At 57.0% G+C, this 25,454-nt stretch carries 25 protein-coding genes, 1 tRNA gene and 2 pseudogenes; 13 read left to right on the top strand and 15 right to left on the bottom strand.

Going from position 1 to position 25,454, the window contains the following annotated elements; translation table 11 throughout:
- Positions 1–184 precede the first annotated feature (184 nt).
- Positions 185–487: a hypothetical protein gene (locus tag OZX74_RS02550; protein ID WP_277156994.1), complete on the top strand. Its 303-nt coding sequence runs from the start codon at positions 185–187 to the stop codon at positions 485–487.
- Here the strand turns inward: OZX74_RS02550 and OZX74_RS02545 are convergent.
- The 6 genes from OZX74_RS02545 to OZX74_RS02520 all read right to left on the bottom strand — a co-directional run bounded on the left by OZX74_RS02545 (position 458) and on the right by OZX74_RS02520 (position 4,178).
- Positions 458–868 (bottom strand): hypothetical protein, encoded by a 411-nt coding sequence (locus tag OZX74_RS02545; RefSeq protein WP_277156993.1) that lies wholly within the window; start codon positions 866–868, stop codon positions 458–460. The two genes, OZX74_RS02550 and OZX74_RS02545, sit on opposite strands and share 30 nt — an antisense overlap.
- A 282-nt stretch (positions 869–1,150) precedes the next feature.
- Entirely contained in the window at positions 1,151–1,573 is a 423-nt protein-coding gene (locus OZX74_RS02540; protein WP_277156992.1) for a hypothetical protein, read from the bottom strand.
- A 149-nt stretch (positions 1,574–1,722) separates the two neighbouring features.
- A complete protein-coding gene (locus OZX74_RS02535) occupies positions 1,723–2,130 on the bottom strand; it encodes a hypothetical protein (protein ID WP_277156991.1) in 408 nt (135 codons plus the stop codon).
- Entirely contained in the window at positions 2,099–3,508 is a 1,410-nt protein-coding gene (locus OZX74_RS02530) for a polymorphic toxin type 44 domain-containing protein (protein WP_277156990.1), read from the bottom strand. The genes OZX74_RS02535 and OZX74_RS02530 overlap by 32 nt, the downstream gene beginning before the upstream one ends.
- Entirely contained in the window at positions 3,502–3,894 is a 393-nt protein-coding gene (locus tag OZX74_RS02525) for a hypothetical protein (protein ID WP_277156989.1), read from the bottom strand. Before OZX74_RS02525 ends, OZX74_RS02530 begins: the two co-directional genes overlap by 7 nt.
- A gap of 11 nt (positions 3,895–3,905) precedes the next feature.
- Positions 3,906–4,178, bottom strand: coding sequence for a hypothetical protein (locus OZX74_RS02520; RefSeq protein WP_277156988.1), 273 nt, complete (start codon positions 4,176–4,178; stop codon positions 3,906–3,908).
- A 574-nt stretch (positions 4,179–4,752) separates the two neighbouring features.
- Here OZX74_RS02520 and OZX74_RS02515 point away from each other — a divergent pair.
- Positions 4,753–5,340 carry a TetR/AcrR family transcriptional regulator gene (locus OZX74_RS02515; RefSeq protein WP_277156987.1) on the top strand — a complete coding sequence of 196 codons (588 nt, stop codon included), beginning with the start codon at positions 4,753–4,755 and terminating at the stop codon, positions 5,338–5,340.
- 24 nt (positions 5,341–5,364) lie between these two features.
- Entirely contained in the window at positions 5,365–5,829 is a 465-nt protein-coding gene (locus OZX74_RS02510; protein WP_277156986.1) for a hypothetical protein, read from the top strand.
- 228 nt (positions 5,830–6,057) lie between these two features.
- Here the strand turns inward: OZX74_RS02510 and OZX74_RS02505 are convergent, their stop codons facing one another.
- Complete coding sequence (locus OZX74_RS02505; protein WP_277156985.1) at positions 6,058–6,477, bottom strand: MarR family winged helix-turn-helix transcriptional regulator; 420 nt, start codon at positions 6,475–6,477, stop codon at positions 6,058–6,060.
- A gap of 184 nt (positions 6,478–6,661) precedes the next feature.
- Between OZX74_RS02505 and OZX74_RS02500 the strand changes: the two genes are divergently transcribed.
- Positions 6,662–7,240, top strand: coding sequence for an NAD(P)H-dependent oxidoreductase (locus OZX74_RS02500; RefSeq protein ID WP_277156984.1), 579 nt, complete (start codon positions 6,662–6,664; stop codon positions 7,238–7,240).
- Positions 7,241–7,340: 100 nt separating this feature from the next.
- Here OZX74_RS02500 and OZX74_RS02495 read toward each other — a convergent pair.
- The 3 genes from OZX74_RS02495 to OZX74_RS02485 form a co-directional block, all read right to left on the bottom strand.
- Positions 7,341–7,425 (bottom strand) — tRNA-Ser (locus tag OZX74_RS02495).
- 92 nt (positions 7,426–7,517) lie between these two features.
- Complete coding sequence (gene serS, locus OZX74_RS02490; protein ID WP_277156983.1) at positions 7,518–8,804, bottom strand: serine--tRNA ligase; 1,287 nt, start codon at positions 8,802–8,804, stop codon at positions 7,518–7,520.
- 173 nt (positions 8,805–8,977) lie between these two features.
- Complete coding sequence (locus tag OZX74_RS02485; RefSeq protein ID WP_277156982.1) at positions 8,978–10,345, bottom strand: hypothetical protein; 1,368 nt, start codon at positions 10,343–10,345, stop codon at positions 8,978–8,980.
- 551 nt (positions 10,346–10,896) lie between these two features.
- Here OZX74_RS02485 and OZX74_RS02480 point away from each other — a divergent pair.
- The gene (locus tag OZX74_RS02480; protein WP_277156981.1) at positions 10,897–11,997 is read left to right on the top strand and encodes a diacylglycerol kinase family protein; all 1,101 of its coding nucleotides are present in this window, start codon (positions 10,897–10,899) and stop codon (positions 11,995–11,997) included.
- A 3-nt stretch (positions 11,998–12,000) separates the two neighbouring features.
- On the opposite strand, the gene OZX74_RS02475 is transcribed toward OZX74_RS02480, so the two are convergent.
- Complete coding sequence (locus OZX74_RS02475; protein ID WP_277156980.1) at positions 12,001–12,636, bottom strand: DUF421 domain-containing protein; 636 nt, start codon at positions 12,634–12,636, stop codon at positions 12,001–12,003.
- A gap of 171 nt (positions 12,637–12,807) precedes the next feature.
- A complete protein-coding gene (locus OZX74_RS02470; protein WP_277156979.1) occupies positions 12,808–13,248 on the bottom strand; it encodes a DUF3290 domain-containing protein in 441 nt (146 codons plus the stop codon).
- Positions 13,249–13,598: 350 nt separating this feature from the next.
- Here OZX74_RS02470 and pgm point away from each other — a divergent pair, with 350 nt between their 5' ends.
- The 4 genes and pseudogenes from pgm to rpiA all read left to right on the top strand — a co-directional run bounded on the left by pgm (position 13,599) and on the right by rpiA (position 17,714).
- Complete coding sequence (pgm, locus tag OZX74_RS02465) at positions 13,599–15,275, top strand: phosphoglucomutase (alpha-D-glucose-1,6-bisphosphate-dependent) (protein WP_277156978.1); 1,677 nt, start codon at positions 13,599–13,601, stop codon at positions 15,273–15,275.
- A gap of 127 nt (positions 15,276–15,402) precedes the next feature.
- Positions 15,403–16,011: pseudogene (locus tag OZX74_RS02460) on the top strand (ribonuclease H); the annotation flags it as partial.
- Between the two features lie 711 nt (positions 16,012–16,722).
- A pseudogene (locus tag OZX74_RS09085) lies at positions 16,723–16,907 on the top strand (hypothetical protein); the annotation flags it as partial.
- 108 nt (positions 16,908–17,015) lie between these two features.
- Positions 17,016–17,714 (top strand): ribose-5-phosphate isomerase RpiA, encoded by a 699-nt coding sequence (rpiA, locus tag OZX74_RS02455; protein WP_277156977.1) that lies wholly within the window; start codon positions 17,016–17,018, stop codon positions 17,712–17,714.
- Positions 17,715–17,978: 264 nt separating this feature from the next.
- On the opposite strand, the gene tpx is transcribed toward rpiA, so the two are convergent.
- From tpx to OZX74_RS02440, 3 genes are all read right to left on the bottom strand, one after another.
- Complete coding sequence (gene tpx / locus OZX74_RS02450) at positions 17,979–18,485, bottom strand: thiol peroxidase (protein WP_277156976.1); 507 nt, start codon at positions 18,483–18,485, stop codon at positions 17,979–17,981.
- Positions 18,486–18,657: 172 nt separating this feature from the next.
- Positions 18,658–18,747 carry an AURKAIP1/COX24 domain-containing protein gene (locus OZX74_RS02445; protein ID WP_004268639.1) on the bottom strand — a complete coding sequence of 30 codons (90 nt, stop codon included), beginning with the start codon at positions 18,745–18,747 and terminating at the stop codon, positions 18,658–18,660.
- A 160-nt stretch (positions 18,748–18,907) separates the two neighbouring features.
- On the bottom strand, positions 18,908–19,534 hold the full coding sequence (locus OZX74_RS02440) for a hypothetical protein (RefSeq protein ID WP_277156975.1): 627 nt from the start codon (positions 19,532–19,534) through the stop codon (positions 18,908–18,910).
- A gap of 171 nt (positions 19,535–19,705) precedes the next feature.
- Between OZX74_RS02440 and radA the strand changes: the two genes are divergently transcribed.
- The 4 genes from radA (at position 19,706) to OZX74_RS02420 (ending at position 25,170) form a co-directional block, all read left to right on the top strand.
- Positions 19,706–21,130, top strand: coding sequence for a DNA repair protein RadA (gene radA / locus OZX74_RS02435; RefSeq protein WP_277157389.1), 1,425 nt, complete (start codon positions 19,706–19,708; stop codon positions 21,128–21,130).
- A 178-nt stretch (positions 21,131–21,308) separates the two neighbouring features.
- Positions 21,309–22,088 carry a cupin domain-containing protein gene (locus OZX74_RS02430; protein WP_348519554.1) on the top strand — a complete coding sequence of 260 codons (780 nt, stop codon included), beginning with the start codon at positions 21,309–21,311 and terminating at the stop codon, positions 22,086–22,088.
- Positions 22,089–22,095: 7 nt separating this feature from the next.
- A complete protein-coding gene (locus tag OZX74_RS02425; RefSeq protein ID WP_277156973.1) occupies positions 22,096–23,613 on the top strand; it encodes an adenosylhomocysteinase in 1,518 nt (505 codons plus the stop codon).
- A gap of 168 nt (positions 23,614–23,781) precedes the next feature.
- The gene (locus OZX74_RS02420) at positions 23,782–25,170 is read left to right on the top strand and encodes an amidohydrolase family protein (RefSeq protein WP_277156972.1); all 1,389 of its coding nucleotides are present in this window, start codon (positions 23,782–23,784) and stop codon (positions 25,168–25,170) included.
- Positions 25,171–25,454 lie beyond the last annotated feature (284 nt).

Below are 25,454 nucleotides of genomic sequence, written 5' to 3'. Positions count from 1 at the left end.
AATACCTTCCGTTCGGTTCAGGCTACGGAAAGGCTCCACGCCCGCAAATTAGTTCATTACCTCGGGCACCGGTGAACTGTGCCACTCCAGCCAGCTCCAACCCTCTGAATTCGAAGATGCCGGTAAAGACGCCTAGCAACTACTGCGAAGGGCTACCTGGGGCGGTGACATCGCGTACGGCAGCATGAACGCCGACGACCTGCACGCCGACATGGACGCCATCAACCTTCAACAACGCCTCACCGAACACCTCAGCCAGGATCCGATGAAGATCTTAAACGACTACAACCGCCAGGTCGACACGACCCGCGCCGAAGGGCCGACAATGGCAACAACTAGCGGCATATGCCGTTTAACGGCCATACGAATTCTCGGCTTTTCCTATTGCCCTCCATATAACATTATTCCCTTTATCATTACACCAAAGTCGACAGAATTGCCCGGCATGCGCAGCCTACTAGCAAATCGGCGAACAGGTATCATCTGAATAATCGATATGTGCAGTGATCCAGCGGTCGGTATTGTTCTTGACAACGATTGTGTAGTGCTCACCGACCACTGTCTTCCAATTCTTCTTCACGCCGCGGAAAGACCCGTAGCTAACGCCATCATCGCTCTGAACTTTCACTGTTACGTCAGGGCTGTCACTGCTCACATAGAGAGAGACACCTTCAATCAGCTCAATACGGTTTTTCACATTGAACTGCTTCTCCTGATACGGATAATATATGGCGTCGAACGTATAGTACTTGATAGCCGCAAAAGAAAACCAGAACACAAGCAGCAAAACGGGAACCAGAAGCACAACAATAATCGAGGTCGCCACCTTGTGACGTTTAATGGCGTTTTTTATCATGTGTTTTGCCATAGTCTTTGATTCCTTTGTCAATATCATCGGAATCCCCCTGGTTATCGCCATGGAAATTGAATTTAAAATTGCACAGATCCGACAGTATCTGTGCATCACCTTCCCCGTTATGCAATGTCCCCAATCCGATTCCGACGCTGCTGCCATAGTAGAGTCATAAGATCATGGTAAAAGGAATACCGACAGCTCTACGATAACGGTCTTATGCCGCTTGACAGCAGCTCACAACCCATGCCTTCCCATAACTTTTGGCCATATCTCGAATCCTTTATGTTTTATACTTCAGCTGTAAGTGTCGCATTCATGCACGTTAGCATGAATCCAATTGCCAGTAGCATTCTTGGCAACGAATGTATATGTCGTCCCCGGAGGCACAACGACCTGCAAATGTCCGACACTGTTGAAAGACCGGATTTGACGGCCTTTGTCGTTGTAGATTGCGATCCTTATATCCGCACTGTCATTACATACAGCCGTCAATGTTCCGTCATCACCCGGGTCACCTCGATTCTCTACCTTGGACACCGTCTTCCCCTGATGCGGCCAGTAGGTCGGATCAATCACATCCCACTTCAGCATCAACCCCAAAACCAGAAGCACAACCAGCAGGATTGCGGTAAGAGGAATACCGACGGCCACAATAGCCGCCTTATGCCGCTTAACCCCGATCCAGATTCCATTCTTCTCGCATTGCTTATCATGCATTTCTAATCGTCTCCGACTTTCCACAGATATCCGTGCCACCTTGGCACAGCTACAGCACATACCGGAACGAATCTAGCAGCAAACGCTAGCAACCCAACGGAGAGCATGCATTATCCCAATAATCGACATTGGCACGTATCCAACGGTCATCAGCACACACAGGCGACGCCCCAGTATCCCACATCGGCATGCACCCAGTGGTCGGTGTCGTTCTTGACCACAATCGTGTAACGACCATTAGTGGTGGTTCTGAAAACTTTCTTGACACCACGGAAAGAACCCACATTGGAGCCATCTCCGCTTAGCACCGTGACCGTAACATCCGGACTGCTGCTGCTCACATCGACAGCAACAGCAGACTCATTCTCCTTGAGGTCGACCGTTTCGCTGAACCGTTTCTCTTGGTAGGGGTAATACACCGGGTCAATCACTCTCTGTTGAATAAATTGTCCTAGAACCACAACCACAACCAGCACAATGGCAACAAGAGGAATGCCAATAGCGGTCGAAACGACCTTATGTCGTTTAATGGCGTTTCTTATCTTGCGCTTTGCCATAGTCCTCGATCCCTTCGTCAATATCAGAAGAGTCTCCCGGGTTATCACCGTGGAAATTGAGTTGGAACCTACCTAAATCCGACATCACCTGTGCTCCACCTGCACCGGTATGCAACATTCCCGAACCGATACCTACACTACTTCCGTAGTAACCATAAAGATAGTTCCCAAGGAAATCTGGCGAAGGATAACCTTTGTTTTTCTCATCTTGCGGATTGCCATCCCATCCTCTTGACCAGATGGAATAATTGTCTCTGCCGTAGGTATGAGACTTTAAATCCAATGGATGTCCGGTTTGCACCATGTTGTAAAACTCCGTTAAATCGTTTTTGGACGAAATCTTTGCGACATCATCACCGAGGCCCTGTGCAGCAACACGAATATTGACATGCGTATTATGCAGCACTTTGGAAAGCTTCTTGTCGGCAGCGATGACATCAGGATCGTCAGCTAAACGGTGATATTTATTCTTGCCATACTTCTTTTCGTATTCCTCCTTTGCCTTGTCATATTTCCTTCTGGCCTCGGCATATTCGTCGAAAGCGCTAGGAGCCAGAGAATGTAGCCAGTCTTCGTAGAACTGCTCAATTTTTTGGGCTTTGTCTTCAGGCTTGAGATTCGGATCATCTTGAATCTCCGTGACCTTGACTCTGTAGGAGACAGGAAGAGTATTCGGATCTAGGCCTGATTTCAGTTTGTCACCCCGCAAAGCGTCTAGCCAACTCATATTTACACCGGTCGGGAATATGATTGACCCGTCGGCGTTGGCGCGTGTACTGTTGATAGCCTTCACGCCCCGCATCGCGTCCTTGAACGCCTGCGAGCTGTCCTTGAACAACGGAGCCGTATCGTCAGCGAAAGCCCGAAGCGCAGCCAATTCCTCATCATATTCGGTTTTAAGTTTCTGCAAATTGTGAAGTTGCTTCTGCAGCTTCCCGTAGTCCGTCCCCAAAGCCTTTGCATCCTGCGCTGAAGAGCCAGCGGTTCCCATCGAATTGAGCTTGTCCTGATCCGTCTTAATCTTTTGCTGCACGACATCGATCATATGGTTTGTGTTGTCGAGCTGTTTCTGGACCAAGTCGCCGTCGATGTGGGTGTCGATCGCGCGTATTTGCCCATCGGAGGTGCGGTATGCGTTCAGATCGTTCTGTATGTCTTCGACGGCCTCGTTGAACTTCTGCACCATCGGATCGATATAGGCGACGAACATCAGGCTTCCTGCATTGTATGCTGCACCCTTCAATTTTCCAGAGTTGACGGCATCCACAAGATGACCGCTGCCTTTTGAAAGCCGTCCGAACACCTTGCTGGCACCCTTCAGGTTGGCTTGCAAGGCATTCATCAGGGCGTCCGAGTCACCGGAATCATAGACTACCATCGCGAATCCCTTCTTTTCTTCTTGAGTTCGTCAGCCTCTTCCTCCAGTCGCATCGAAGCGTCCAAACAGTATTTGTTGACTTCATCGCTATGACGTTCCGCCGACTCACGTACGTTTCGTTCAACATCCTCTATGACGGCCAATTGTTCCTGCTTACGTTGCGAAAGAGCAACCCCAGCATTTTCGTATAGTTGCCGCGTTCGCCCTGCAAGCGTCGAGAACTCCTCGACAAACTGCTCATCGCGAGCGTTCTCACGCCAGCGCAGACTTTCCAGATCCTCCTGTTCGGAAGTGATCTGACGAAGACGTTCAGCTCGTTTCAGATCTTCTTCCTCATCATCGGAAGGTTTCGAATGAACGACAGAATTCCTCGAATAATCTCCCATAGCGTTTCACCTCACTTCCATCGCTGTGCAGCGGCTTCGTCTCGTTCCTCGATGACATGCGCGATCTGCGGAAACTTGTTGGCCTGAGACAGAACACAAGAGACTACATCGGAAACGTCACCCATCAACGCGTTGCACAGACTCGCCCCGGCCTTCATAGACGCGACCGTGGCCGACCCCATGGTCACCGACTGGTTCGCGAAACGCGATGCATCAAGACCCGTCAGTTCGCCGATTGCCTCTTGGGCTTCCACAGCACCCGATTTGATTTCCCCTTTGGCCATACCATATCTTCCGATCCATAAACAAAAACAAAAGTTATATCAGACTATCGTATAATAATTATTAGCAATACTTTCGACTAACTCTTTTTTGCACCACTCACTCATAAAAATCAGTCGAACTGCACATCCTCTGCACATCTCCAGACATCCCATTCAACGTTGAGGGTTACAGACGGCAGAGGCATGAAAATTAAACAAGGGTTAAAATGTCTGAGATATCAGGATTGTTTGCAATATCCTCAAAACAAAAGGCTTCAGGCGCTAACCCGAATCCTTTGGCAGCGGGCCGGGCGAGATTCTAGTGAAAGCATGTCCTGTTTCGCGGAAAACATTGACTCTATTGTTTTCCGTCTGTATCCGCTGCACCCTGCATCTCACTCTGTTACATATGTTTCCTCAAGGCTACATACGGATCTACACGACACTCTGAATAATGACAGAACCTACCGGGAATGGTCAAATCGACATCACGAAATCCAACAATCAGTCATCAATATCCAACGGTCGACAATGAGAAGAAATCCGGTTTCCATAGTTTTTGATTATTTGTTCAAAAACTGTTATCGTGATAGCCATGGCAAGACCAAGAAGTTTTGACGAGCAACAGGTGCTCACTCAGTGCGGCGAGGTGTTCCGCCGCCAAGGCTACGAAGCGACTTCGGTCGACGACTTGGTCGCCGCGACCGGATTGAAGCGCGGCAGCCTGTATCAGGCTTTCGGAAGCAAGCAGGGCGTGTTTCTGACTGTTTTACAAAGCGTGTTACAGAACATGCTAGACGACACGTTGCGGGACCTTCCCGCAGACGCTTCCATAGATACGTCCGACGCCGACGAGCCGAAGACGAAGGCCAATCGAACCAGCATAACTTCGGAATCAGGTTTTACCGAAGAGGACAACGGAGAAAAATCATCTGAAATCCAGACCCCTTCGAACAGCATGTTTTCCGACGATGCCCTCACGCTCGTCGCCATCACATGCCTGGAATTGGCACCGCATGATGCAAAAGCAAGAAACATTCTCACAGACTGGTTTTCCCGGCTCGCCCTGCCACAGAAAATACGGTTGGGTGAGGCTCTTGGCCAGTGCCTACTCAAACGGGCCGGAATCGGCACCTCATCAATATATAAACCCGAAGAAACACAAAGACCTCATAAGCAGTGACAATAACCATTATCAGGAGGAAACATGACCGCAAACAGCGAAGAGCCAAAGGATACGGCGATGGGCGGAAGCAAGATCGGCAATGCCGAAATTTCCGACAGAAATACCGACACGGCAAAAGCAAGCAACACCGTGACCGTCGATGACACAACCCTGACGGTAACGGTCAACGGCCTTGACAGGCTATGGTCGTTCACCAAAGGCATGAAGATACCGCTGGCGCATGTGATGGGAGCGACGGTCGATCCCGGGATGCGCCTTGCCAAGCGAGGAGCAATCCGCACGCCCGGACTGTCGACACCCGGCAAGCACGCGGGCACATTCAAATTCGAGGACGGGGACACCGAGTTCTGGAACATCCAGCAACCCGAGCAGCCGCTGGTCATCCAGCTGCGCAACGAGAAGTTCGACCGGCTCATACTGGGTGTGGCCGACCCACGCGACACCGCCGATGCCATCAACAACCTTTTGACGACAACGGAAAGATAAAAAAATAAAATCATCGCAAGGTAAGCTCATCGTACCTCTAAAGGACGAATCTCCACAGATGGGTTATAACTGGATGACGTTGGGGGTTCTATTATCTGTCCGCATCATAAAGTCGGGCAAACAAAGCTCTAGCGAACGGTACCGCACGACAGGAATATTTATATTTCTCTTCTATCGGGCTGCGGGTCGGCATCCGATTCAATTCGGATGCCGACCCTACGGATTTAATCAGAACAATTGCCGGATTATCGATTGCACGAACCCGGTCGCATCTGCGAGAGCCCCGTCATCCAGAACAAGTGAATCGATGATGTTTTGCCGCACCTTGCATGATTCCTTGGCAAGCCGCTCGCCCTTGGCAGTGAGGCTGATGAGCATGGCACGGCCGTCTTCCGGCGAGGGCGCGACCTCGACCAGCCCGCTCCGGCGCATCCGGGCGACGAGACGGCTTGGATGGCCCGATTCCGCGATCAAGTGAGTTGACAAATCCTTCAGACCACATGGCTGAAGGCCCTGCAGAGCCATGAGCGCATCCGCCTGCACGCACGATATGCCCAGCGGCCGCAAGCCCTCGTTGAGACGAGCGTCAAGCCTGTGGTTCAACGCGCGCAGCTCCCGAACAAAATCCAGACAAGCCGAGCTGTCCATAACGGCCTTTCATTTGCACGATTATGATGACACACCGATTATACATGATATGTCACCTAACTGATATGATCGATAAACATGACATATCACCTAATCGATATCGCACAAATAGACGACATGTCATCGAATTATCGACCGAGCATTCATTTTCCACAGACAATGCTCCAACCACGAAAGAACAACCATGAACATCCTCGTCATCCAAGGCTCCCCGGACCCCGCAAGCATGAGCGCCAAACTCGCGCAAGCCTATACCGACAAGGCGAGGCAGGCCGGCCATGACGTCGAGGCCATCGATCTGAGCCACGAACCCAACTTCGACCCGGTCCTGCGATTCGGCTACCGCAGGCACATGGCCGACGAGACGCTGCCCAATCGATGGCAGGAGCAAATCAGGCAAGCCCACCACCTCGCGTTCTTCTTCCCTATCTGGTGGACGGCCGAGCCTTCCATCCTCAAAGGATGGGTCGAACGAGTACTTACCCCACACTTCGCCTACCGCCACGAGCAAGGCAAACTCATGGAGACGGGTCTCCTCGGCGGCAGGACGGCCTCCATCACCACCAGCTGCCAAGGCCCGGCCGCCTATGTGCGAATGCCCGGTGGCGTCATCACCCGCTGGAAGTACTTCATCCTTGGCAACTGCGGCATCAAGCTCATCCACACTGACGTCCTTGGCCGCATGGACTCAACCAAAGACACCCCGAAACGCAGAGAAGCCTTCGAACGCAGAGTACTCGCCAATATGCCAAAAGCTTGCTAGACCAAAAGAATACTCCGAATAAAGAACGCCAAACCCGCTGCCACCATTGGCTTTTCGGCAAAACAAAAGGGTTCCGAGCACATGCTCGGAACCCCGTTTGCGGACAGGGCGAGATTCGAACTCGCGGAGGATTGCTCCTCAACGGTTTTCAAGACCGTCTCTTTCGACCGCTCAGACACCTGTCCATGCTGCGCATCCGGCTTGCACCGCAAACGCAACGAATGGAATTATAGCAACCGCCCACAGACAGCAGGCGCGTCACCAAAAACGCAACGGATCACGCCTCCCACTTGGTGGGCTCGATGACCTCGCGGCCGCCCATGTAGGGGCGCATGGCCTTCGGAATCTCGATGGACCCGTCCTTCTGCTGATGGTTTTCAAGGATGGCGACGAGCCAACGGGTGGTGGCCAGCGTGCCGTTGAGCGTGGCGACGGCGCGGGTGGAGCCGTCTTCGCAACGTTCGCGGATGTTCAGGCGACGGGCCTGATATTCGGTGCAGTTCGAGGTGGAGGTGAGCTCGCGGTAACGGCCCTGCGTCGGCACCCAGGCCTCGTTGTCGAACTTACGCGCGGCGGAGGAACCAAGATCGCCAGCGGCGGTATCGATGGTGCGATAGGGCACCTCGACCTTGGCCAGCATCTGCTCTTCCATGCCGAGCAGCTGCTGGTGCATGGCGCGGGAGTCCTCCTGCTTGCAGTAGACGAACATCTCCACCTTGTCGAACTGGTGGACGCGGATGATGCCGGAGGTATCCTTGCCCGCGGCCCCGGCCTCGCGGCGGTAGCAGCTCGACCAGCCGGTGTACTTCAACGGCCCGTCAGACAAATCAAGGATCTCGTTTTCGTGCATGCCCGCGAGCGCCACTTCCGAGGTGCCCACCAGGTACTGGTCATCGGGTTCGCGCAGGCGGTAGATCTCGTCTGCGTGCGAGTTCAGGAAGCCGGTTCCGGCCATGACCTCGGGACGCACCAGCGTCGGGGTGATGGCGAGCGTGAAGCCGTTCTCCTCGGCCTGGTCGACGGCCATGGTGAGCATCGCGATCTGCATGCGGGCCACAGCGCCGCGCAGGAAGTAGAAACGCGAACCGGAGACCTTGACACCACGGCGCATGTCGATGCCTGCCACGCCGACGCCCAACGTCAGGTGGTCCTTGGGCTCGAAGCCCTCGGCCTTGAAGTCGCGCGGCGTGCCGACCTTCTTGACCACCACGTAATCATCCTCGCCGCCTTCGGGCGCTTCGGGCTCGACGATGTTGGAGAACTGCCACATGGCCTTGGTATAGGCCGCGGAGGCGTCATCCGACGTCTTCTTGTATTGCGCGACCTTGCCCGCCAAATCCTTGGTCTGCGCAATGAGTGCGGCCTTTTCGTCGCCGGTGGCCGAAGCGACCTTCTTGCCCATGGCCTTCTGGCTGGCACGCGCCTCTTCGTACGATTTCAGTGCGGCGCGACGGGTTTCGTCCTGCTTCAAAACCTCGTCGACGAGTTCGACGGATTCTCCGCGCTTGCGCTGGGAATCGCGCACGACGTCGGGATGTTCACGAATAAATTGGATATCTAGCATATCCTCAAGCCTACTTCCGTAAAAGGACACCTACGGGCGGATCGCGGCCCGTCTATAAGCGCCGGTATTGATGTTTTTATTTATTGAAATTACCTCTATCGATTATCGCCCGATCACCGCCTTTGTTTTGGAATCAAAGTCGGAGCAAGACAAAGAACAATCAGACAATCGACTTATAGGAACAGCCCAACGATGTTGTAGAAAATCGCGCTGACCGCAATGACGCCGACGACCACGATGAACACGTTGCTGATCTTGCGGGAGTACTGCCTGAGCGCCGGCACCTTGTGTACGCCGTACATCGGCAGCAACAGAAGGATGAAGGCAATCAGCGGACCGGCCATGGTCTCGATCATACCGATGGCCGAGGGGTTGGCCCAGGCCACGAACCAGCAGGCGAAGAACATCAAAACGCTGACGATGACGTTGAGCTTTTTGCGCTCGACCACCACACCTTTGGCGTGCGCGACCTTGCGGATGATGCCGCCAAGCCCTTCCTCAACGCCCAGATAATGGCCGAGGAACGCCTTGAAGATGCAGACGAACGCGGTAATCGAGGCAATCCACGAGATGGCCGGGGTGCCCAGCATATTGGCGAGATAGCTCAAAATGGAGACGTTCTGCGCCTTGGCCTGCGCCAAATCGCCGGGGGTGAGCGCCAGATCGCTGCTTAAGACGAAGAAGAGCACGACGGTGACCATCATGGGCTCCCCGACCTTCAAAATCCTGCCGATCTTGTCGTCGGAATATTTGCCGTACCGTCTGCGCACGTTGACGGAGAAGGACGAGACGATGGCGGAATGATCGAAGGTCAGCACGATAACGGGGACAAGCAGCCACAGATCAAGCAGAAGGGTGCCGAAATCAAAACTGCCGGCGGCGTTACGCGGGATACTGGTCAGCATGGAAGGGTTCCAGCGAGGGATGAGGTAGAGCGCGAAAATCACCAGCACTGCGATGACCGGCCAGGTCAGCCAGCTCATCACACGGGTCACGGCGCGGGTGCCGCAGGCCACGATGAGAATCAAAACCGCGACGAGCACGAGGGAAAGCAGCCAGCGCGGCGGGGCGGGCACATGCAGCTGGTTGACGATGAAGCTTTCGGCCGTATTGGTGATGGAGACCGAATACATCAGCAGGATGACCAGCACCTCGACGAAGTAGATGACGGTGAAGACCATGCCGAAACCGAAGCCGAAATGCTGCTCGACCACGTCGGTGATGTCGTCATCGGGGTTACGGGCCGAAAGCACGAACCGGCACATCGCCCGGTGTGCGAAATAGGCCAGCGGATAGGCCATCAGCAGCATGAGCACGATGCCGACCACGCCCGCCCCACCGGCGTCGATCGGCAGAAACAGGACGCCGGCACCAATGGCGGTGCCGAAAAGACTCAGCATCCAACGCACGTCCTGGCCGTGCCATTTGAGCGCAGAGACCCTGTCGGCCTTATCATCCTTGTTCGTTGTCCACTCTTTTCCGGCTGCATCGACTTGCGCGCTATCCGTCTGTTTTTGTGGTTGCCCTTCTTCACTCGTCATGAATCCACTTTCCCTCATGTTTTGTCGGAATTTTTAAAACCGCTTCGAATGGGTCACCGCCCTTTGCGAAGCAAAACACCACACGTTACGGGCAGATCATGCCGTTTCGATAATGCAATATTTGAATTTTGCGAAACCTGATAAATCAATCCGAAATATCGCTGCAAACGACGGTCGACGACGAATACGATCGACGAATCGAAGCGAGAATGCTGGTATTCAGGGCAATCAAGGAGCGGCACACGGCATTGGCCATGACGCCTGTTTCCATTCCTTTATCCAGCATGTTTCCCAAGTATATTGAAGCCGGTCCACGGCCGATCACCCGATGACAAATAATGAGACGGCATTGTTTCGTTTATGTTTCCTCGCGGCGCATCCGTTCTGCCGCCTCGGCGCCGGAATGCCGTCGTGCCTCCGTGCCGGCAGCCAACAACCAATCATCCCGATCGAACACCAACCGAAGCAAGCCACGACGGGCCAACGTGCAGGCTTCGTTCATCTTTTTCAACCGCAGGCGCAACGTCAATGTATTGCGACACAATAGGACCATGTCTCGAACTGTGCTTTTCATCGTCATCGCCGTGGTTGCGGTATGCGTTCTCACCGTTGCCGCCGCGCTGGCATGGCGCTCCTGGTGGCGCTGGCGAAGGGTGCAGAGATTCAATAAGCGCGACGATGACCAGGTCCGTTACGCCTTCATCATCAATCCCTCGAAACCCCAGGCCGCACGCTCACGCCTGCACATCGAGGAATTCTGCAAAGACCACAACATCACCGAGATCGAATTCATCGAAACGACGCTTCAACGCGACGGGCGGGTTTGCGCGTTGGAGGCGCTTGAACATGGCGCCGACGTCCTGGTGGCGGTGGGCGGCGACGGCACCGTGCGCACCGTCGCGAGCGCCGTAAGCGGTACGGGGCACACCTTGGGCATCATCCCCATCGGCACCGGCAACCTCTTCGCACGCAACATGGGCATCCCGGTCGACGACATCAACGCGGCCCTGGCCATCGCTACTTCGCACGGCGAGCGGATGGTCGACATGGGACGTATGGCGCTGCTCGACAGGCCCGACGAGGACCACGCCCACGCATTCCTCATCATCGCGGGCATCGGTTTCGACGCCGATATGATCAGCGACACCGATCCGGAACTGAAGAAAAGCATCAGCTGGCTCGCCTATTTCTCCGGCGGCATGAAGCACCTGTTCGCTCCGAAATACCGCGGTGCCGTCGCCGTTACCAGCGCCGACGGCAGCTCACACACCATCGGCGAGTTGCATTTCCGCACGTTCATGGCCGGCAATTGCGGGCAGATCCCCGTATTCTCGCTGATGCCGGACGCCTCGTTCGACGATGGCCTGCTCGATTTCGAAGTCATCGACACTTCAGGCGGTCTTCTCGGATGGATGAACCTCTTCGGCGACGTGATGCACCAGACCATCACCGGACGTGCGCAGCAAAGCCCGCTTTCCACCAATTCGACCATGGAACAGATCCAAGGGGTCAAGGCAGAAATCAAGCTCGAAAAGCCCGCGCTGGCGCAAGTCGACGGCGATATGCTCGGCGCAACCAGCCATATCCGTTTCAGTGTCGAGCCCAAGTCGCTGCGTGTACGCGTTCCGGCCAAGGCCGAACTCGAACAATAATTTCTACTTCGCGTAACCGGTCAGTTCCAGCTTCCTGGAGACGTACTCGCCGATATACACGCCGTTGGTGCCGTCGTAGCCCTGCTTTTTGACCTCGTTTTCAAGCCAGTCCTTGTCGTGGCCGATGGCTTCCAGCACGTCCGTGTCGACCTGCCCGTCGACGATCAGCGGCAGTCGCAGCGTCTCGTCGCCATAGCAGATGACCGTCAGCTGGCCGTTCTGCTCGAAGTAGGCCTTCAGGACCTTGGAGATCTCGTAGACACCCTGCGCGCGCAATTTGAGCATCAGGTCGCTGGCCGAAACGCCTTTGCGCATGCAGGTGGCGACGTCGACCTTGCCGTGCGAGATGAGCATAACCGGGCTGCCGTCGATGAGTTTCTTGATCGGTCGGCTGTTCTCCTTGCCGAACTTGATGAGCATACACAGCAGCATCCACGTGATCAGCACGAAGACGAACTGAAGCACAGTGATCTGCTCGTTGTAGATCACGCCGCCGATGATGGCGCCGAGCACGTAGTTCTGGATCTGGTCCATGGCGCTGGTGGGCGCGAGGTTGGACTTGCCGAAAAGATTGATGTGGACGATCAGAAAGGCGATGCCCACGACGAGTTTGACGATGAGTGTGGTGCTAATGAGCATGATGACTCCTTTTTCTGAAGCAGACAATGAACGATAGGCTTGCCGTGCGCTAACGGCGCGATACTGCTGCTAAGTGGTCACAGCTGGTGCAAAGTGGTCATTTCACCCTCTCAAAATGACCACTTTGCACCAGTATCGACCACTTTGTGCCACAGCATGACGGATATACGTTCACTTTTCTTCCTTGACGTCGGTGAGCATGTGGGTTTCGGTGAGTTTGTAAGCGGTATAGTCCGTGTTGAGGTTGACCGTATAGTACTTGTCGCCGATTTTGACGATGACGTCCTGGTTCAGGTATTTCGAATTGACCAGCACATCATCCTGCGAAACGTGCCGCTCCTTGGCGACGTGTGTCACAAAACTGACCATCTGCTCGCTTTTCGCGCTGGCCGTCTCGCTTTGCCGGAATTGCGTATAGCCGCTGCCGAGCACCAGCACCACCAGCAGCAACGCGATGATGCCCAAGTCGCGGTATTTCGTTTTGAGCCGGTGCCGCAGATACAACACGAAGAACGCGACCAGCGCCACGCACAACGCGATGATGACGACGAATCGGATGACCTGATTGATGCCGTGCTGGTTCTGCAGGTAATTGATACCGTAAAATGTCATGGAAACGCCTCAAACATAGGTTGATAGGTTATTTCTCCCGCTTCATCGTAGTGCGTCGCAATACGTAACGTCCCTTTTGGTGCTTACAGAAGAATTTATATGACATTTTCCAGCACGCTGACCGCTATAGGCACCAAATCGCCTAGCAATGACCCGCTCGTTTCGCTTCGCATTTCCAACAATGTTTATTGCCAATCTACAGATCAGTGTCGGAAACCATGTATAAAAAGAAGTCAACATTCGTTTGCCGGCACCGATGGGTCGCGCAACCTCACAACGCCGGTGTGTGATTGATTGTGACAGCGCACAAAATCCACGCTTTCGCCGCATGACTGTGGCACAATGGAGGCATGGTTGCAAATAATGCGGGCAAACCCGCCACACAAGCCGACCTCATCGACGTCAACGAGGTCATCGGCAAATATTATGACGCCATCCCCGACCCGGCCGACCCGGCACAGCGCGTCTCCTTCGGCACCTCCGGACACCGCGGCTCATCGCTGAAGACCTCGTTCAACGAGGCGCACATCGTCGCGATCAGCCAGGCCATCGCCGAATACCGCAAGCAGGCCAACGTCACCGGGCCGCTCTATCTCGGCCGCGACACGCATGCGCTTTCCGGCCCCGCGATGAAGACAGCCATCGAAGTGCTCGTCGCCAACGGCGTAACCGTGCGTATCGATTCGCGCAACGACTTCGTGCCCACCCCGGTCGTCTCGCACGCCATCCTCACCCACAACCGCGCCGCCGACGGCTCACAGCGCTTCGAAGGCGAGGGCCTGGCAGACGGCATCGTGGTGACCCCTTCGCACAACCCGCCCACCGACGGCGGTTTCAAGTACGATCCGGTCACCGGCGGTCCGGCCCCGGCCGAAGCGACCGAAGCCATCGCCAACCGCGCCAACGAGCTCTTAGGCCACTTCCGTGATGTCAAGCGTGTGCCCTACAACGAGGCCATCAAGTCCCCGCTGGTCGAACGCTTTGATTACCGCGACCATTACGTTTCCGATTTGGGTGACGTCATCGATTTCGACGCCATCCGCTCCTCCGGCGTGCGCCTGGGGATCGACCCGCTGGGCGGCGCGAGCGTGAACTATTGGCCGCTGATCAACGAGAAGTACGGTCTCGATATCGGCGTGGTGCGCCCCGAAGTCGACCCGACCTGGCGGTTCATGACCATCGACCACGACGGCAAGATCCGTATGGATCCGAGCTCGCAGTATGCGATGAAGGGCCTGGTCGACGAACTCAACGCCGGAGCTTGGAGCAAGTACGACCTCGTGGGCGGCACCGACCCCGACGCCGACCGCCACGGCATCGTCTGCCCCGACTGGGGGGTCATGAACCCGAACCACTACCTCGCCGTGTGCATCGCCTATCTCTTCGGCGGCGCACGCCCGGGCTGGCCCAACGGCACGGGCATCGGCAAGACGCTCGTCTCCTCCTCACTGATCGACCGCGTGGCCGCCTCCATCGGTGCGCCGCTGGTCGAGGTGCCGGTCGGCTTCAAATGGTTCGTCGACCCGCTCTTCACCGGCAAGGTCGCCTTCGGCGGCGAGGAAAGCAGCGGCATGAGCTTCCTGCGTCGCGACGGCCGCGTATGGACCACCGACAAGGACGGCATCATCCCCGACCTGCTGGCCGCGGAGATCACCGCCCAAACCGGCAAGAACCCGGCCCAACTGCATCAGGAGCAGGTCGCGCAGTTCGGCGAAAGCTGGTACAAGCGCGTCGACACCCCGACCACGCTCGAACAGAAGCAGAAGTTCGCGGCCTTGACCCCGCAATCCGTGTCCGCCACGACATTGGCCGGCGAGGACATCACCGCCAAGCTCACGCAAGCGCCCGGCAACGACGCGCCGATCGGCGGCATCAAGGTGACCACCAAGAACAACTGGTTCGCCGCCCGCCCCTCCGGCACCGAGAACATCTACAAGATCTATGCCGAATCGTTCGTCTCCCCCGAGGCGCTCGACAAGGTCCTCGCCGAAGCCACCGACGTGGTCGACAAGGCGTTGGGCGAATAGCAAGCGGCACGAAGGCCGGCCGATAGTGCAACAGGAACGTCAGCGGTTCCGCGATTGTCGAAAGCACTTTCGACTGGTCTTTGCAGCATCCGCCCCGATTTCGCCGCCGCAACGTAATCTTAGAGATATGACTATTACGGTTTCTACGGACGGCAGCGCGCTTGGCAACCCCAATGGGCCGATGGGCTGGGCTTGGGCCGATCACGCGGCAAATGCGGCACGGACGAACGGGCACCAGCACGATGGGGACAGCGACGCGGGTGGCGCCACCAACGGCACCAACCAGATCGGCGAGCTGTGCGCGGTGCTCGAGGCGCTGCGGGCACACCGTGGAGCGGAACCGCTGACCATCGAGACCGATTCGCAGTATGCCATCAACTGCTCGACCACCTGGGTCAAGGGCTGGAAAAAGAACGGCTGGAAGAACTCACAGAAAAAACCGGTGAAGAACGCGCCGCTCATCAAAGCCATCGACGCCGAAATCGCACGCCGCGAAGGACCGGTGAAGTTCGTCTGGGTCAAGGGGCACAACGGCAATCCCGGCAACGAAAAAGTCGACGATCTCGCCCACACCTATTCCGGCGATGCACGTAGCGGAGTCAAAGACGGCTATCTGCCGCTGGAAGGCTGGCAGTCGCTGCTCGCTTCCACTTACGCCAAGGGAGTGGATATTCCCGCCGACGCGAAAATGCTCATCGAAGGCAAAATCACCGAGGAACAGTATCATCTCGGACGAGGGGCTGAGTCGGGCGATGAAGACAACGATAATTGGGACGATTCCGAAGACACCGAAAACACAACGCCGAACCGCAATGAACCGAACGGAAAGCAAATCGCAGGTGATGGAAGAGCCGCAAAGCAAACCTCCCACAAACCGACACTGGCCGAACGACTTGCGGAACCTGAAGGTGTGCCCGAATACGATTTCAGCGATCGCAAGCCAATAGTCGCGCATCATCGCGCAGCCGAGAGCGACAAACCCTCGGATGGCGACGATCGCCGGAGCGAAGACAATCATCGTGCAGGCGAATCCCCAACCATCGGCCGGACGGTGCGTTCCCATCCGGATTTCGGCGCGTCCCCGGTCGGCGATGACATCACCATTCCCGCCGACAGAAGCGATGGCATCGTTGGGCAAACCGAACCGCCTGCCGTGAATCCCACTTCCGTATCCGAGCAACCGACGGCTGACACCATTGCAGAGAGCAATGAAACGGACAGGGCGAGCGCGACACCAGACAGCGGACGCAAAAACGATTCCACCGACGACGATGCTGACAGCAAGGTGACAAACGACGTATCCGCTGATTGCGCAAATACACAGGAATCCGGACAGGCAAACAATGACGCGACGACCGCCATTGCACCAAAACCGCCGGAAACCTCCGGTAAGCCTGAGCCGAAGCAGGCCGTGCAGGCAGAAACAAATCCAACACCTTCATATCTGCCCAGCGGCCTGAGCGTAAGCGGTACGTTGCGCTTTTCCCCGCCCCGCAGACCAGCCCGACATACAACGGTCGGCCGCGACACATCCGCGGCGTCATCGCAATTGACGGATACGTGGCCGGAAACGGTGCAATCACGCTGAACAATGTCCCGTTCCTCATCATGAACGAGAATCACAAAAAGTGACAAAAACAAACAAAACATGAACAAGAGCAAAAGTATCGGAACACCGATACTATGGAAAGTGACGCTCGTCACTACATGACGAAGCCAGACCTGTTAAAAGGAGTATCAATGGACAGGGAACAACAAGACGCGCTTAAGAAGGCAGCCGGCATCGAAGGTGCCAAGTTCATCAAGGACGGTATGATCGCAGGTCTCGGCACCGGTTCGACCGTACGTTTTCTGGTCGATGAGCTCGGCCGCCGCACGCAGGAGGAAGGCCTCAAGTTCACCGGCGTGACGACTTCGCGCCGCACCGCCAGGCAGGCCGAGGGCTACGGCATCAAGATCGTCGACATCGACGACGTGGACCACATCGACCTCGCCATCGACGGAGCCGACGAAGTGGACAAGAACTTCAACGGCATCAAGGGTGGCGGCGCGGCCCTGCTCTGGGAGAAGATCGTCAACGAGAACGCCAACTACAACATCTGGATCGTCGATGCCTCCAAGGTGGTCGACACCATCGGTGCGTTCCCGCTGCCCGTCGAGGTCATCCCCTACGGCTCCGCACACGTCATCAAGAAGTTCGAGGACAAGGGCTACAAGCCGGTGCTGCGCAAGAACGCCGACGGCACCGAGGTGCGCACCGACGAGAACAACTACGTCGTCGACCTGCACCTCGAGCGCATCGACCATCCGCAGGATCTCGCCGAGGACCTCATCAACACGGTCGGCGTGGTGGAGCATGGCCTCTTCCTCAACCGCGTGGACAAGGTCATCGTCGGCAACCCCAACGGTCCGCGTGTGCTGACCGTTTCCGAGAACTGAGTTCGATAAAGCCTCGGCCGACTTCGGCCGATCTGGTCCGATAAACAACAACCGGCACGCAATTTGCTTGATTCGCATTGCGTGCCGGTTTTGTATTTCCACCTCGTCAGACCGTATTCATACCTGCTGACGGGGAATATGCGCTCAATATGACGCTCAGATTGATTCATCGTCGCGGCTAGCGCATAATCCGAAAGGAAAGGCTAAACGCGACACTCAGACTCACTCAGTGTCGCGTTTAGCGCATGTCTCAGTTGTTCCCCGCTACTTGAGCGCCTCAACCGCCTTGCGAGCGGCATCATAATCGGGCTCGGTGCCGATTTCGGGCACCTGCTGCGCGTAAGCGACGTTACCGTCCCGGTCAACGACGACCACAGCGCGGGAAAGCAGCCCCTTCATGCCGCCGTCGGCGATGGTGACGCCAAAATCCTCGCCGAACGAGGAGCGGAACGCAGAACCGGTGATGACGTTCTTGATACCCTCCGCGCCGCAGAAGCGCCCCTGAGCGAACGGAAGATCCTTGGAGACGCAGACCACGACGGTGTCTTCAAGCTCATCGGCCATCTGATTGAACTTGCGCACCGACATCGAGCAGACATCCGTATCGACGGACGGAAAGATGTTGATGACGACCTTTTTGCCGGCGAACTTGGACGAGTCGAAATCGTTCAGGTCGCCGTCAGCGAGGGTGAAAGCCGGGGCCTTGGATCCGACGGCCGGGAGATTTCCTACAGTGTTGGTGGCCACGCCACCCAAAGTTATTTGTGTCATGCTTTCATGGTTCCACGGCAAAGGCCGGTACGCCAGTCTTTTGCGCTCTATGCCAAGCGTCCGGCATTATCTGACGCGATTGCGACACCCGCACGGACAATGCCTGCGAAAAGAAAAAAACAACAAGGCCCGGAGCCGAACGACCCCGAGCCTTGCACGAAAAGCTTTACTACTACTTGCGCTGATGACGAGTCTTACGCAGCAGTTTGCGGTGCTTCTTCTTGCTCATCCGCTTGCGGCGCTTCTTGATGACAGAACCCATCTGAAGCCTCCAATCCTTGACTATAAGTTTGCAACTTTACCTATGTTACTCGCTCTTGCCGACTTAAAACGCCATGGAGCCAATTTTCGGCAATCGCGCACAAATCACGCAACGAACAAATTACATCGAACGTTCAACACGATGGTTGCGAGAAATCGGTTTAGAGCGGGAATTTCGAATAGAACCGCTGAATCGAGGCCTTGGGGCCTGTGGCCTGAAAGACAACGGTATCGTTCTGCCAGACCGCCGTCGCGGTCTTGCTCTTGTCGCTGTCGGCTTTGACCACATATTTGCCCGTGGCATTGCCGGAAACCTTGACATCGCCACTGGCCAGATCCGTGCCTTTGAGCGCATCGGTCAGCGTGTCATATTGCGTTTTCGCCGTATCATTGCCAGACCACTGAGCCACCACAAGCGTGACGTCCTTGGCTATGTTCCCTGTCGAATACGTGAGCGTGTACTCCTCCAGCGGCGAAGCCGATGTCCAATTGGCGCTGGGAGCGGCTTCTGTACGCGCAAAATTGACAACGGTATCGGGCATCGCCTTCAACAGCGGCGTGGCGTCCTGCGGCAGTTCCTTGGCCTTGATACTCGGCGTGGTCGGCTCCGGCTTGGCGGCCGTCGTTATCTGCTGCTGCTTCTGTTCCTCGCCGGCACCTTTGTTCATCGCCCAGCCCGGCCATACAAACGCGGAAAGCAAGGCTAGTACTATTACCACCGCGGCCGCGACCACAACGGCGATCAATTTGCCATGAGAAGAAGAGGGATACCTTTGTTGAGTTGACATAGCCGTAATTATTTCACAGTGTACTGACGCTGTCGTTATCAGACAGACTGTCTCGTCTCGCTTGAATTACAACGTTTTAAGGGTAAACAGAACATTCGTGTCTGCCGACCGCCCGCGTCAAAACCTTGAAAGGACTTGCCCTTGTCGGCAAAATTGGCTAGCGTCGGCATCATGGCAAAGAATGCGACACAGTATGTCTGCTCGGAGTGCGGATGGAACGGCGTGAAATGGTACGGGCGCTGTCCAGAATGCGGCGCGTGGGGCACCATCGAGGAATTCCACGAGGCACGTCCGGCCGCCGCATCACGCACGGCTGCGCCCGGACGCACCTCACGCACACAGGCCAGCTCCGCCGTCATCGCGGGCAGTGCCGCGGCCAAGCCGATCACCGAAATCTCGACTGAAGGCGCGAAGCGCATCCCCACAGGCTTCGGCGAATTCGACCGCGTGCTCGGCGGCGGCATCGTACCGGGGTCGGTCGTACTGGTCGCCGGCGAACCGGGCATCGGCAAGTCGACGCTGCTGCTCGAAACGGCCGGAAACGTGGCACGCGGCAACTCCAAGAAATCCGTTCTTTATATATCCGGTGAGGAATCGCAGGCACAGGTGCGCATGCGGGCCTCGCGCATCAACGCGCTTGAAAGCAATCTGCTGCTCGCCTCCACCACCGACCTGGCGACCGTACTTGGTCTGATCGAACAGGAGAAGCCAAGCCTCGCCATCGTGGATTCGGCGCAGACCATCGTCTCGCAGGACGTCGATGGCATCTCCGGCGGCTCCACGCAGGTACGTGAGGTTGCCAGCGCCCTGATTGACACCGCCAAAACGCTCGACATCCCGGTCATGCTGGTCGGCCACGTCACCAAGGATGGATCGATCGCCGGCCCGCGCACGCTCGAGCATCTGGTCGACGTGGTCTGCCAGTTCGAGGGCGATCGCGTCACCGCGCTACGCCTGTTGCACGCTGCCAAGAACCGTTTCGGCCCAACCGACGAGGTGGGCTGTTTCGACATGAGCGGCGAGGGCATCGAAGAGGTCAGCGACCCCTCCGGCCTGTTCCTTTCGACCGAAGATGCACCGGTGGAAGGCACGTGCGTCACGTTCACGCTCGACGGCCACCGCAGCCTGCCGATCGAGGTGCAGGCGCTGGTCACCAAATCCGTTTTGCCGACGCCGCGCCGCAACACCAACGGCATCGATTCGAATCGTCTGGCCATGCTTTCGGCAGTACTGTACCGCCACGGCCGCGTGAATCTTCTGGCCAATGACCTCTACGTTTCCACCATCGCCGGCGGTCTGGCGAAAGAACCGGCCTGCGATCTCGCCATCGTCGCCGCATTGGCGAGCGCCGCCACCAGCAAACCCATCGCCCGCACCACCTGTGCAATGGGAGAGATATCACTCACCGGCCAGGTACGCCCCGTCCCCCAGCTGAGCCATCGCCTGAACGAGGCCGCACGCCTGGGCTTCACCCGCGCTGTGGTGCCCACCAACCGCAGCCGCCGCAAACTCAAAGCCGTCAAGGGCTTGGAAATCATCGAGGTCTCGTCCCTGCGCGATGCCCTCGATGCGCTAGGCGTTTCCAAAGGAAGATAGTCTCAGCGGTTTTCAAAAGCCGGAACAACACCAATGGCGACTTCGCCGGGCACGGCACAAGAGTTCGCGAAATCCTGATACGGCAAGGACCATCGGCGAAAATCCTTGACGTTTCCATGCGCTTCCGCCCTGTAACAAGACAAGAAAATATAGGACCCTCCGGCTTTTGCCACGCTTCATGCCAAGGCAAATTGCTAGAATCGTCTCAAACGGCAAATTGGAATTGAACCATATGAGTGAAGCCTTCAACAGGCTCCACTCGACTTCCGCAAAGGACAAGGCAATGAGCGTCGCATTTGAGGATATGAGCGAATATGCACAGCAGATGGTCAAGAGTCTGGGACTTGAGGCACATCCCGAGGGAGGCTGGTACCGGCAGACCTGGCTGAGCTTGCAGGCCGCGGCGGGGTCGGCGACGAAACAGGCCGCGGAACGCGGAGACGCACAGCGCGGCATCGGCGCTACAGGCGCATCGATGGATTCCGACGCTACCGGCATCACCATCACACCGGCGGATTCCGATGACACCTATGCGGCAACCGAGGCCGACCTGGAATCGATGAAGGCAACCGAGGGCCGGCCTTGGGCCTCGCTGATCTATTTTCTTTTGGCACAGGGTGATGCGAGCGCCTGGCACAAGGTGGATGCCACGGAAATCTGGCTCTGGCACGGACCGGCCACCGTCGGCCTTGAGCTGGGCGGATACGGCGACGCCCCGGCCGACGAATCCGGACGTACGCTATATACGCTCGGGCAGGCAATGGCATCGGTCAATCCGGCTGCGACCGGCACCACGCCCCAGGCCAATGCGCCAGCATCCGATGCCTCATCGGCACCAATCGGCCAAGTGGTCATCCCCGAAGGCTGCTGGCAGCGCACCGTGCCCGGCAAAGGCGACGCACTGGTCTCCTGCGTGGTAAGCCCCGGCTTCACCTTCGACGGCTTCACACTCGAATAGGACGAAAATGAACATTGTCAATCATCCCTACCGTGATTTCGCTTCATGGGCACAAACGTTTTCACAGCACACCAATCAATCGTTGGCCGGGGCAAGCCTGGTGATTGACGAGTCGCACGACAAAAACAAGAAAGACAACGCCCTGCTTCGCAGTCAAGCCGCGGCTTGGGGCATGAACGTCGTCAAAGGCGACACCACGAGAGACGATATCCCATTCGCCTATCCATATGTTCCAGCCTCCGGAATCCATGAGTATGACGATGGTGCAGGAAACACCGCGCCTTTTAAGGACATGCGCAAGGTCAGTGGACTTGACGCGATGGACTACGCGCAAGAACACATGCCGGTCACACACAAACTGATGGAGCGGCTCGCCAAGACTGTCGATTTCCATGGCATCCGCATCGCCACCTGCCTGATTCTCGAGCCCAAAACCGCCGTGCTGCTGCGTGAGCTCAAGGCAGTGGGGGCGCAGGTCGGCGTGTGCTGCGAACCCGGAGGGGTGGACGAACGAGTGGCCGAACAACTGCGTGCCGAAGACATCACGGTGGAAGCCAAAAACGACTGGACCTCCGCCCAGTACCACGACGGCGCGCTACGGCTTCTGGACACGCTCAAGCCGAACATCATCATCGACGACGGCGCCAGCTTCGCCCGTCTCGCCGCCCGCGAGCGCCCGGAAATCGTCAGGAACCTCATCGGCGTGGCCGAGGAGACGACCAGTGGCGTCCGCGCGTTCCAGGCCATGCAGGGCGACGACGCGCTGCCTTACCCCGTCGTCGCCGTCAACGACAGCGCACTCAAGACCGAGTTCGACAATGCCCACGGCACCGGCGAGACCTGCGTGACCACCATCCAGGAAATCCTCGGCACGCAATGGTTTGCAGGCAAGAATCTCACCGTCATCGGCTACGGGCCGGTCGGACGCGGCTTCGCCCTGCGCGTACGGGCGCTCGGCGCACACGTCACCATCTGCGACACCGATCCGGTGGCCTGTCTTAAGGCGGTATTCGAAGGTTTTCCCACCACCGATATCAGCGAGGCGCTGCCAGACACCGACATGGCCGTCTCCGCTACCGGCGTGCGGCACACGCTTGCGCTCGAACACTTGCATTTGATGAAGCCGAACGCCGTGCTTGCCGTTATCGGCGGCATCGCCGACGAAATCGCGCTGGACGATATCCCCTCGTTCCATCACCAGCCCGGAAATAGCATCACCACAATCAGCGTTCCCGACGGTCCTGAACTCCGGCTGCTTGCACAAGGTGACGGCGTCAATTACACGGCCGGCGGTGGCAATCCCATCGAGATCATGGATCTGAGCTTCGCCGTCCAGCTGAGCGCGGTCGCCCATCTCATCGGCAACCGAGGGAATCTGCCGAACCAAATCATCCGCCTCGATGCCGCCACCGACCGTGAAATCGCCAGTATCGCCTTGCAGGTCCGCGGCCACCAAGCCAGCCACGCAATCGCCGACAACGGCTACAGCTGGAAGACCACCCGTTTCGACGCGATGCAGGACTGATACGTCTCTGGGCCAATAAGCAGGATGATTCCCGACCCGGAAAAACTTGAGTCTCCCACAGTAACGGCCACGAAAATCGTCTGTCACCCTGCAGTGAAAGCAATCATGAAATGACACCACGATTTCTATGAGATAATCGTTGCCAGCGTCAAAGCAAGAAAGCGACTTATGAACCTGTCCCCCACCTCCATCGGCATTACCAAGAACGGCCAAGCCGACGAGAAGACCGTCTACCTGTACTCGGCGAAACTCGTCATTCCCGTGACCGCGCCCGTCATCCCGAACGGCGCGGTGGCCATCCTCGGCGAACGGGTCCTGCATGTCGGCACACGGCGTTGGGTGCTTGGTGAGCTCAAGGAAGAGGGCATCGATCCAACCAAGGTGGTTGAGCGGCATTTCGACGGCGTGTTGATGCCGGGACTGGTCAACGCACACACCCATTTGCAATACACCGGCATGTCGAGCGTCGGGCAGGGGCATTACCAGGACTTCCATGGCTGGGAGCTGGCGTTCGACAAAGTCTACGCTCAGGGCGAGCAGACCAAGCCGTGGCAGCAGTGGGCCTATGCCGGGGCACGGCAACTGGTTCAAAGCGGCACCACAGCGGCCGCCGACATCGTCACCGACATCGAGGCAGCAGGGGCGCTGGCCTCTCAGGGCCTGCACGGCATCGCCTATTGGGAGGTGATGAACTGGCATAACCAGGACTGGGAGGACCACGGCAAGAAGGCACTCAAGGAAAGCCTTACCAAGCTCAAAGCGCTCAACCTGCCGAATATCGGCATCAGCCCGCATGCGCCCTACACCCTCGATGCCGAGCCGTTCATCGACCTGCCCGACATCGCCCGCCGCCTCAACATGCGTCTGCATATCCACCTGGCCGAAACGCCGCTGGAAGCCGGCTCGCATCCGGCGATTCTCACTACCTACACCGCCAAGGACTGGAGCGACGAGCGCTGGGCCAATTACCTCGAGCTCAAGAAGCATGGCAGAGGGGCTTCGGCCATCCAGTTCGTCGACAGCCTGGGTTCGCTGGGGCCCGACGTGCATATCGCCCACGGCGTCTGGGCCAACCGCGAAGACCGGCGTATCCTGCGCCAACGCGGGGTGGCCGCGGCCCTGTGCCCGCGTTCCAACGAGATCACGCATACCGGCAAGGCCGCGCCCATCCGCCGCTATATGGACGAGGGCAACATCCTTTCGATCGGCACCGACTCGCTTTCCAGCTCCCCCAGCCTTGACCTCTTCGACGAAGCCGCGGTGGTTTATGCCATCGCCCGCGAGCAGGGTTACGCCAAGGACGATCTGAGCCACCGCATCATCCGCATGATGACGCTGGGCGGGGCGGAATCGATGGGCATGCACGTCGGCGCCCAGCGCATCGGGCAGATCAACGCCGGTGCGCTGGCTGATCTCGCCTTCATCAATATGCCGGTCGAAACCCACACCCCGCGCGAAATCGAGCACACGCTTGACGAGCTGGTGCGACACGGTGCTGGGCACAATCGCGCGACAGTGATTTCCGGCAGAGTTGCGTATAACGACAACGCTTTCTAACTTATATAGCCACCCTCGGCAGTCATGTTCAAAGTCCCTTGCCGCCCCTTTCGAATATTCGATAACACGTTATCAAATATCTAAATAATGAAGGCGTGTGTCCGCATCTTTGAAAGAGTTGATAAATGCTATGATACAGACGTCGAGCCTGCCACAAGGGCAACATTCATGCTTGTCGGTATGGTTTATATCGTATTCAGATTCTCACAAGAGCAAGAGGTCATCAACTATGTCATCGCCACTTTCCAAACGCCTTGTCCGCGGTCTCACCGCCACGCTGAGCG

It is taken from the genome of Bifidobacterium sp. ESL0798 (assembly GCF_029395415.1).
Classification (GTDB): Bacteria; Actinomycetota; Actinomycetes; order Actinomycetales; family Bifidobacteriaceae; genus Bifidobacterium.
Note: the sequence above shows the minus strand (reverse complement) of the source record. Positions and strands in the feature narration are given on the sequence as shown.

Bases quoted from the DNA above. Each gene is read 5' to 3' on its own strand.
- OZX74_RS02420 (WP_277156972.1), top strand. From the start codon at position 23,782: ATGAACCTGTCCCCCACCTCCATCGGCATTACCAAGAACGGCCAAGCC.
- OZX74_RS02425 (WP_277156973.1), top strand. From the start codon at position 22,096: ATGAACATTGTCAATCATCCCTACCGTGATTTCGCTTCATGGGCACAA.
- OZX74_RS02485 (WP_277156982.1), bottom strand. From the start codon at position 10,345: ATGACGAGTGAAGAAGGGCAACCACAAAAACAGACGGATAGCGCGCAA.
- OZX74_RS02445 (WP_004268639.1), bottom strand. From the start codon at position 18,747: ATGGGTTCTGTCATCAAGAAGCGCCGCAAGCGGATGAGCAAGAAGAAG.
- tpx (WP_277156976.1), bottom strand. From the start codon at position 18,485: ATGACACAAATAACTTTGGGTGGCGTGGCCACCAACACTGTAGGAAAT.
- OZX74_RS02500 (WP_277156984.1), top strand. From the start codon at position 6,662: ATGAACATCCTCGTCATCCAAGGCTCCCCGGACCCCGCAAGCATGAGC.
- OZX74_RS02535 (WP_277156991.1), bottom strand. From the start codon at position 2,130: ATGGCAAAGCGCAAGATAAGAAACGCCATTAAACGACATAAGGTCGTT.
- OZX74_RS02545 (WP_277156993.1), bottom strand. From the start codon at position 868: ATGGCAAAACACATGATAAAAAACGCCATTAAACGTCACAAGGTGGCG.
- OZX74_RS02520 (WP_277156988.1), bottom strand. From the start codon at position 4,178: ATGGCCAAAGGGGAAATCAAATCGGGTGCTGTGGAAGCCCAAGAGGCA.
- OZX74_RS02505 (WP_277156985.1), bottom strand. From the start codon at position 6,477: ATGGACAGCTCGGCTTGTCTGGATTTTGTTCGGGAGCTGCGCGCGTTG.
- OZX74_RS02540 (WP_277156992.1), bottom strand. From the start codon at position 1,573: ATGCATGATAAGCAATGCGAGAAGAATGGAATCTGGATCGGGGTTAAG.
- OZX74_RS02515 (WP_277156987.1), top strand. From the start codon at position 4,753: ATGGCAAGACCAAGAAGTTTTGACGAGCAACAGGTGCTCACTCAGTGC.
- OZX74_RS02530 (WP_277156990.1), bottom strand. From the start codon at position 3,508: ATGGTAGTCTATGATTCCGGTGACTCGGACGCCCTGATGAATGCCTTG.
- OZX74_RS02475 (WP_277156980.1), bottom strand. From the start codon at position 12,636: ATGCTCATTAGCACCACACTCATCGTCAAACTCGTCGTGGGCATCGCC.
- serS (WP_277156983.1), bottom strand. From the start codon at position 8,804: ATGCTAGATATCCAATTTATTCGTGAACATCCCGACGTCGTGCGCGAT.
- radA (WP_277157389.1), top strand. From the start codon at position 19,706: ATGGCAAAGAATGCGACACAGTATGTCTGCTCGGAGTGCGGATGGAAC.
- OZX74_RS02440 (WP_277156975.1), bottom strand. From the start codon at position 19,534: ATGTCAACTCAACAAAGGTATCCCTCTTCTTCTCATGGCAAATTGATC.
- OZX74_RS02430 (WP_348519554.1), top strand. From the start codon at position 21,309: ATGCCAAGGCAAATTGCTAGAATCGTCTCAAACGGCAAATTGGAATTG.
- rpiA (WP_277156977.1), top strand. From the start codon at position 17,016: ATGGACAGGGAACAACAAGACGCGCTTAAGAAGGCAGCCGGCATCGAA.
- pgm (WP_277156978.1), top strand. From the start codon at position 13,599: ATGGTTGCAAATAATGCGGGCAAACCCGCCACACAAGCCGACCTCATC.
- OZX74_RS02470 (WP_277156979.1), bottom strand. From the start codon at position 13,248: ATGACATTTTACGGTATCAATTACCTGCAGAACCAGCACGGCATCAAT.
- OZX74_RS02550 (WP_277156994.1), top strand. From the start codon at position 185: ATGAACGCCGACGACCTGCACGCCGACATGGACGCCATCAACCTTCAA.
- OZX74_RS02525 (WP_277156989.1), bottom strand. From the start codon at position 3,894: ATGGGAGATTATTCGAGGAATTCTGTCGTTCATTCGAAACCTTCCGAT.
- OZX74_RS02510 (WP_277156986.1), top strand. From the start codon at position 5,365: ATGACCGCAAACAGCGAAGAGCCAAAGGATACGGCGATGGGCGGAAGC.
- OZX74_RS02480 (WP_277156981.1), top strand. From the start codon at position 10,897: ATGTCTCGAACTGTGCTTTTCATCGTCATCGCCGTGGTTGCGGTATGC.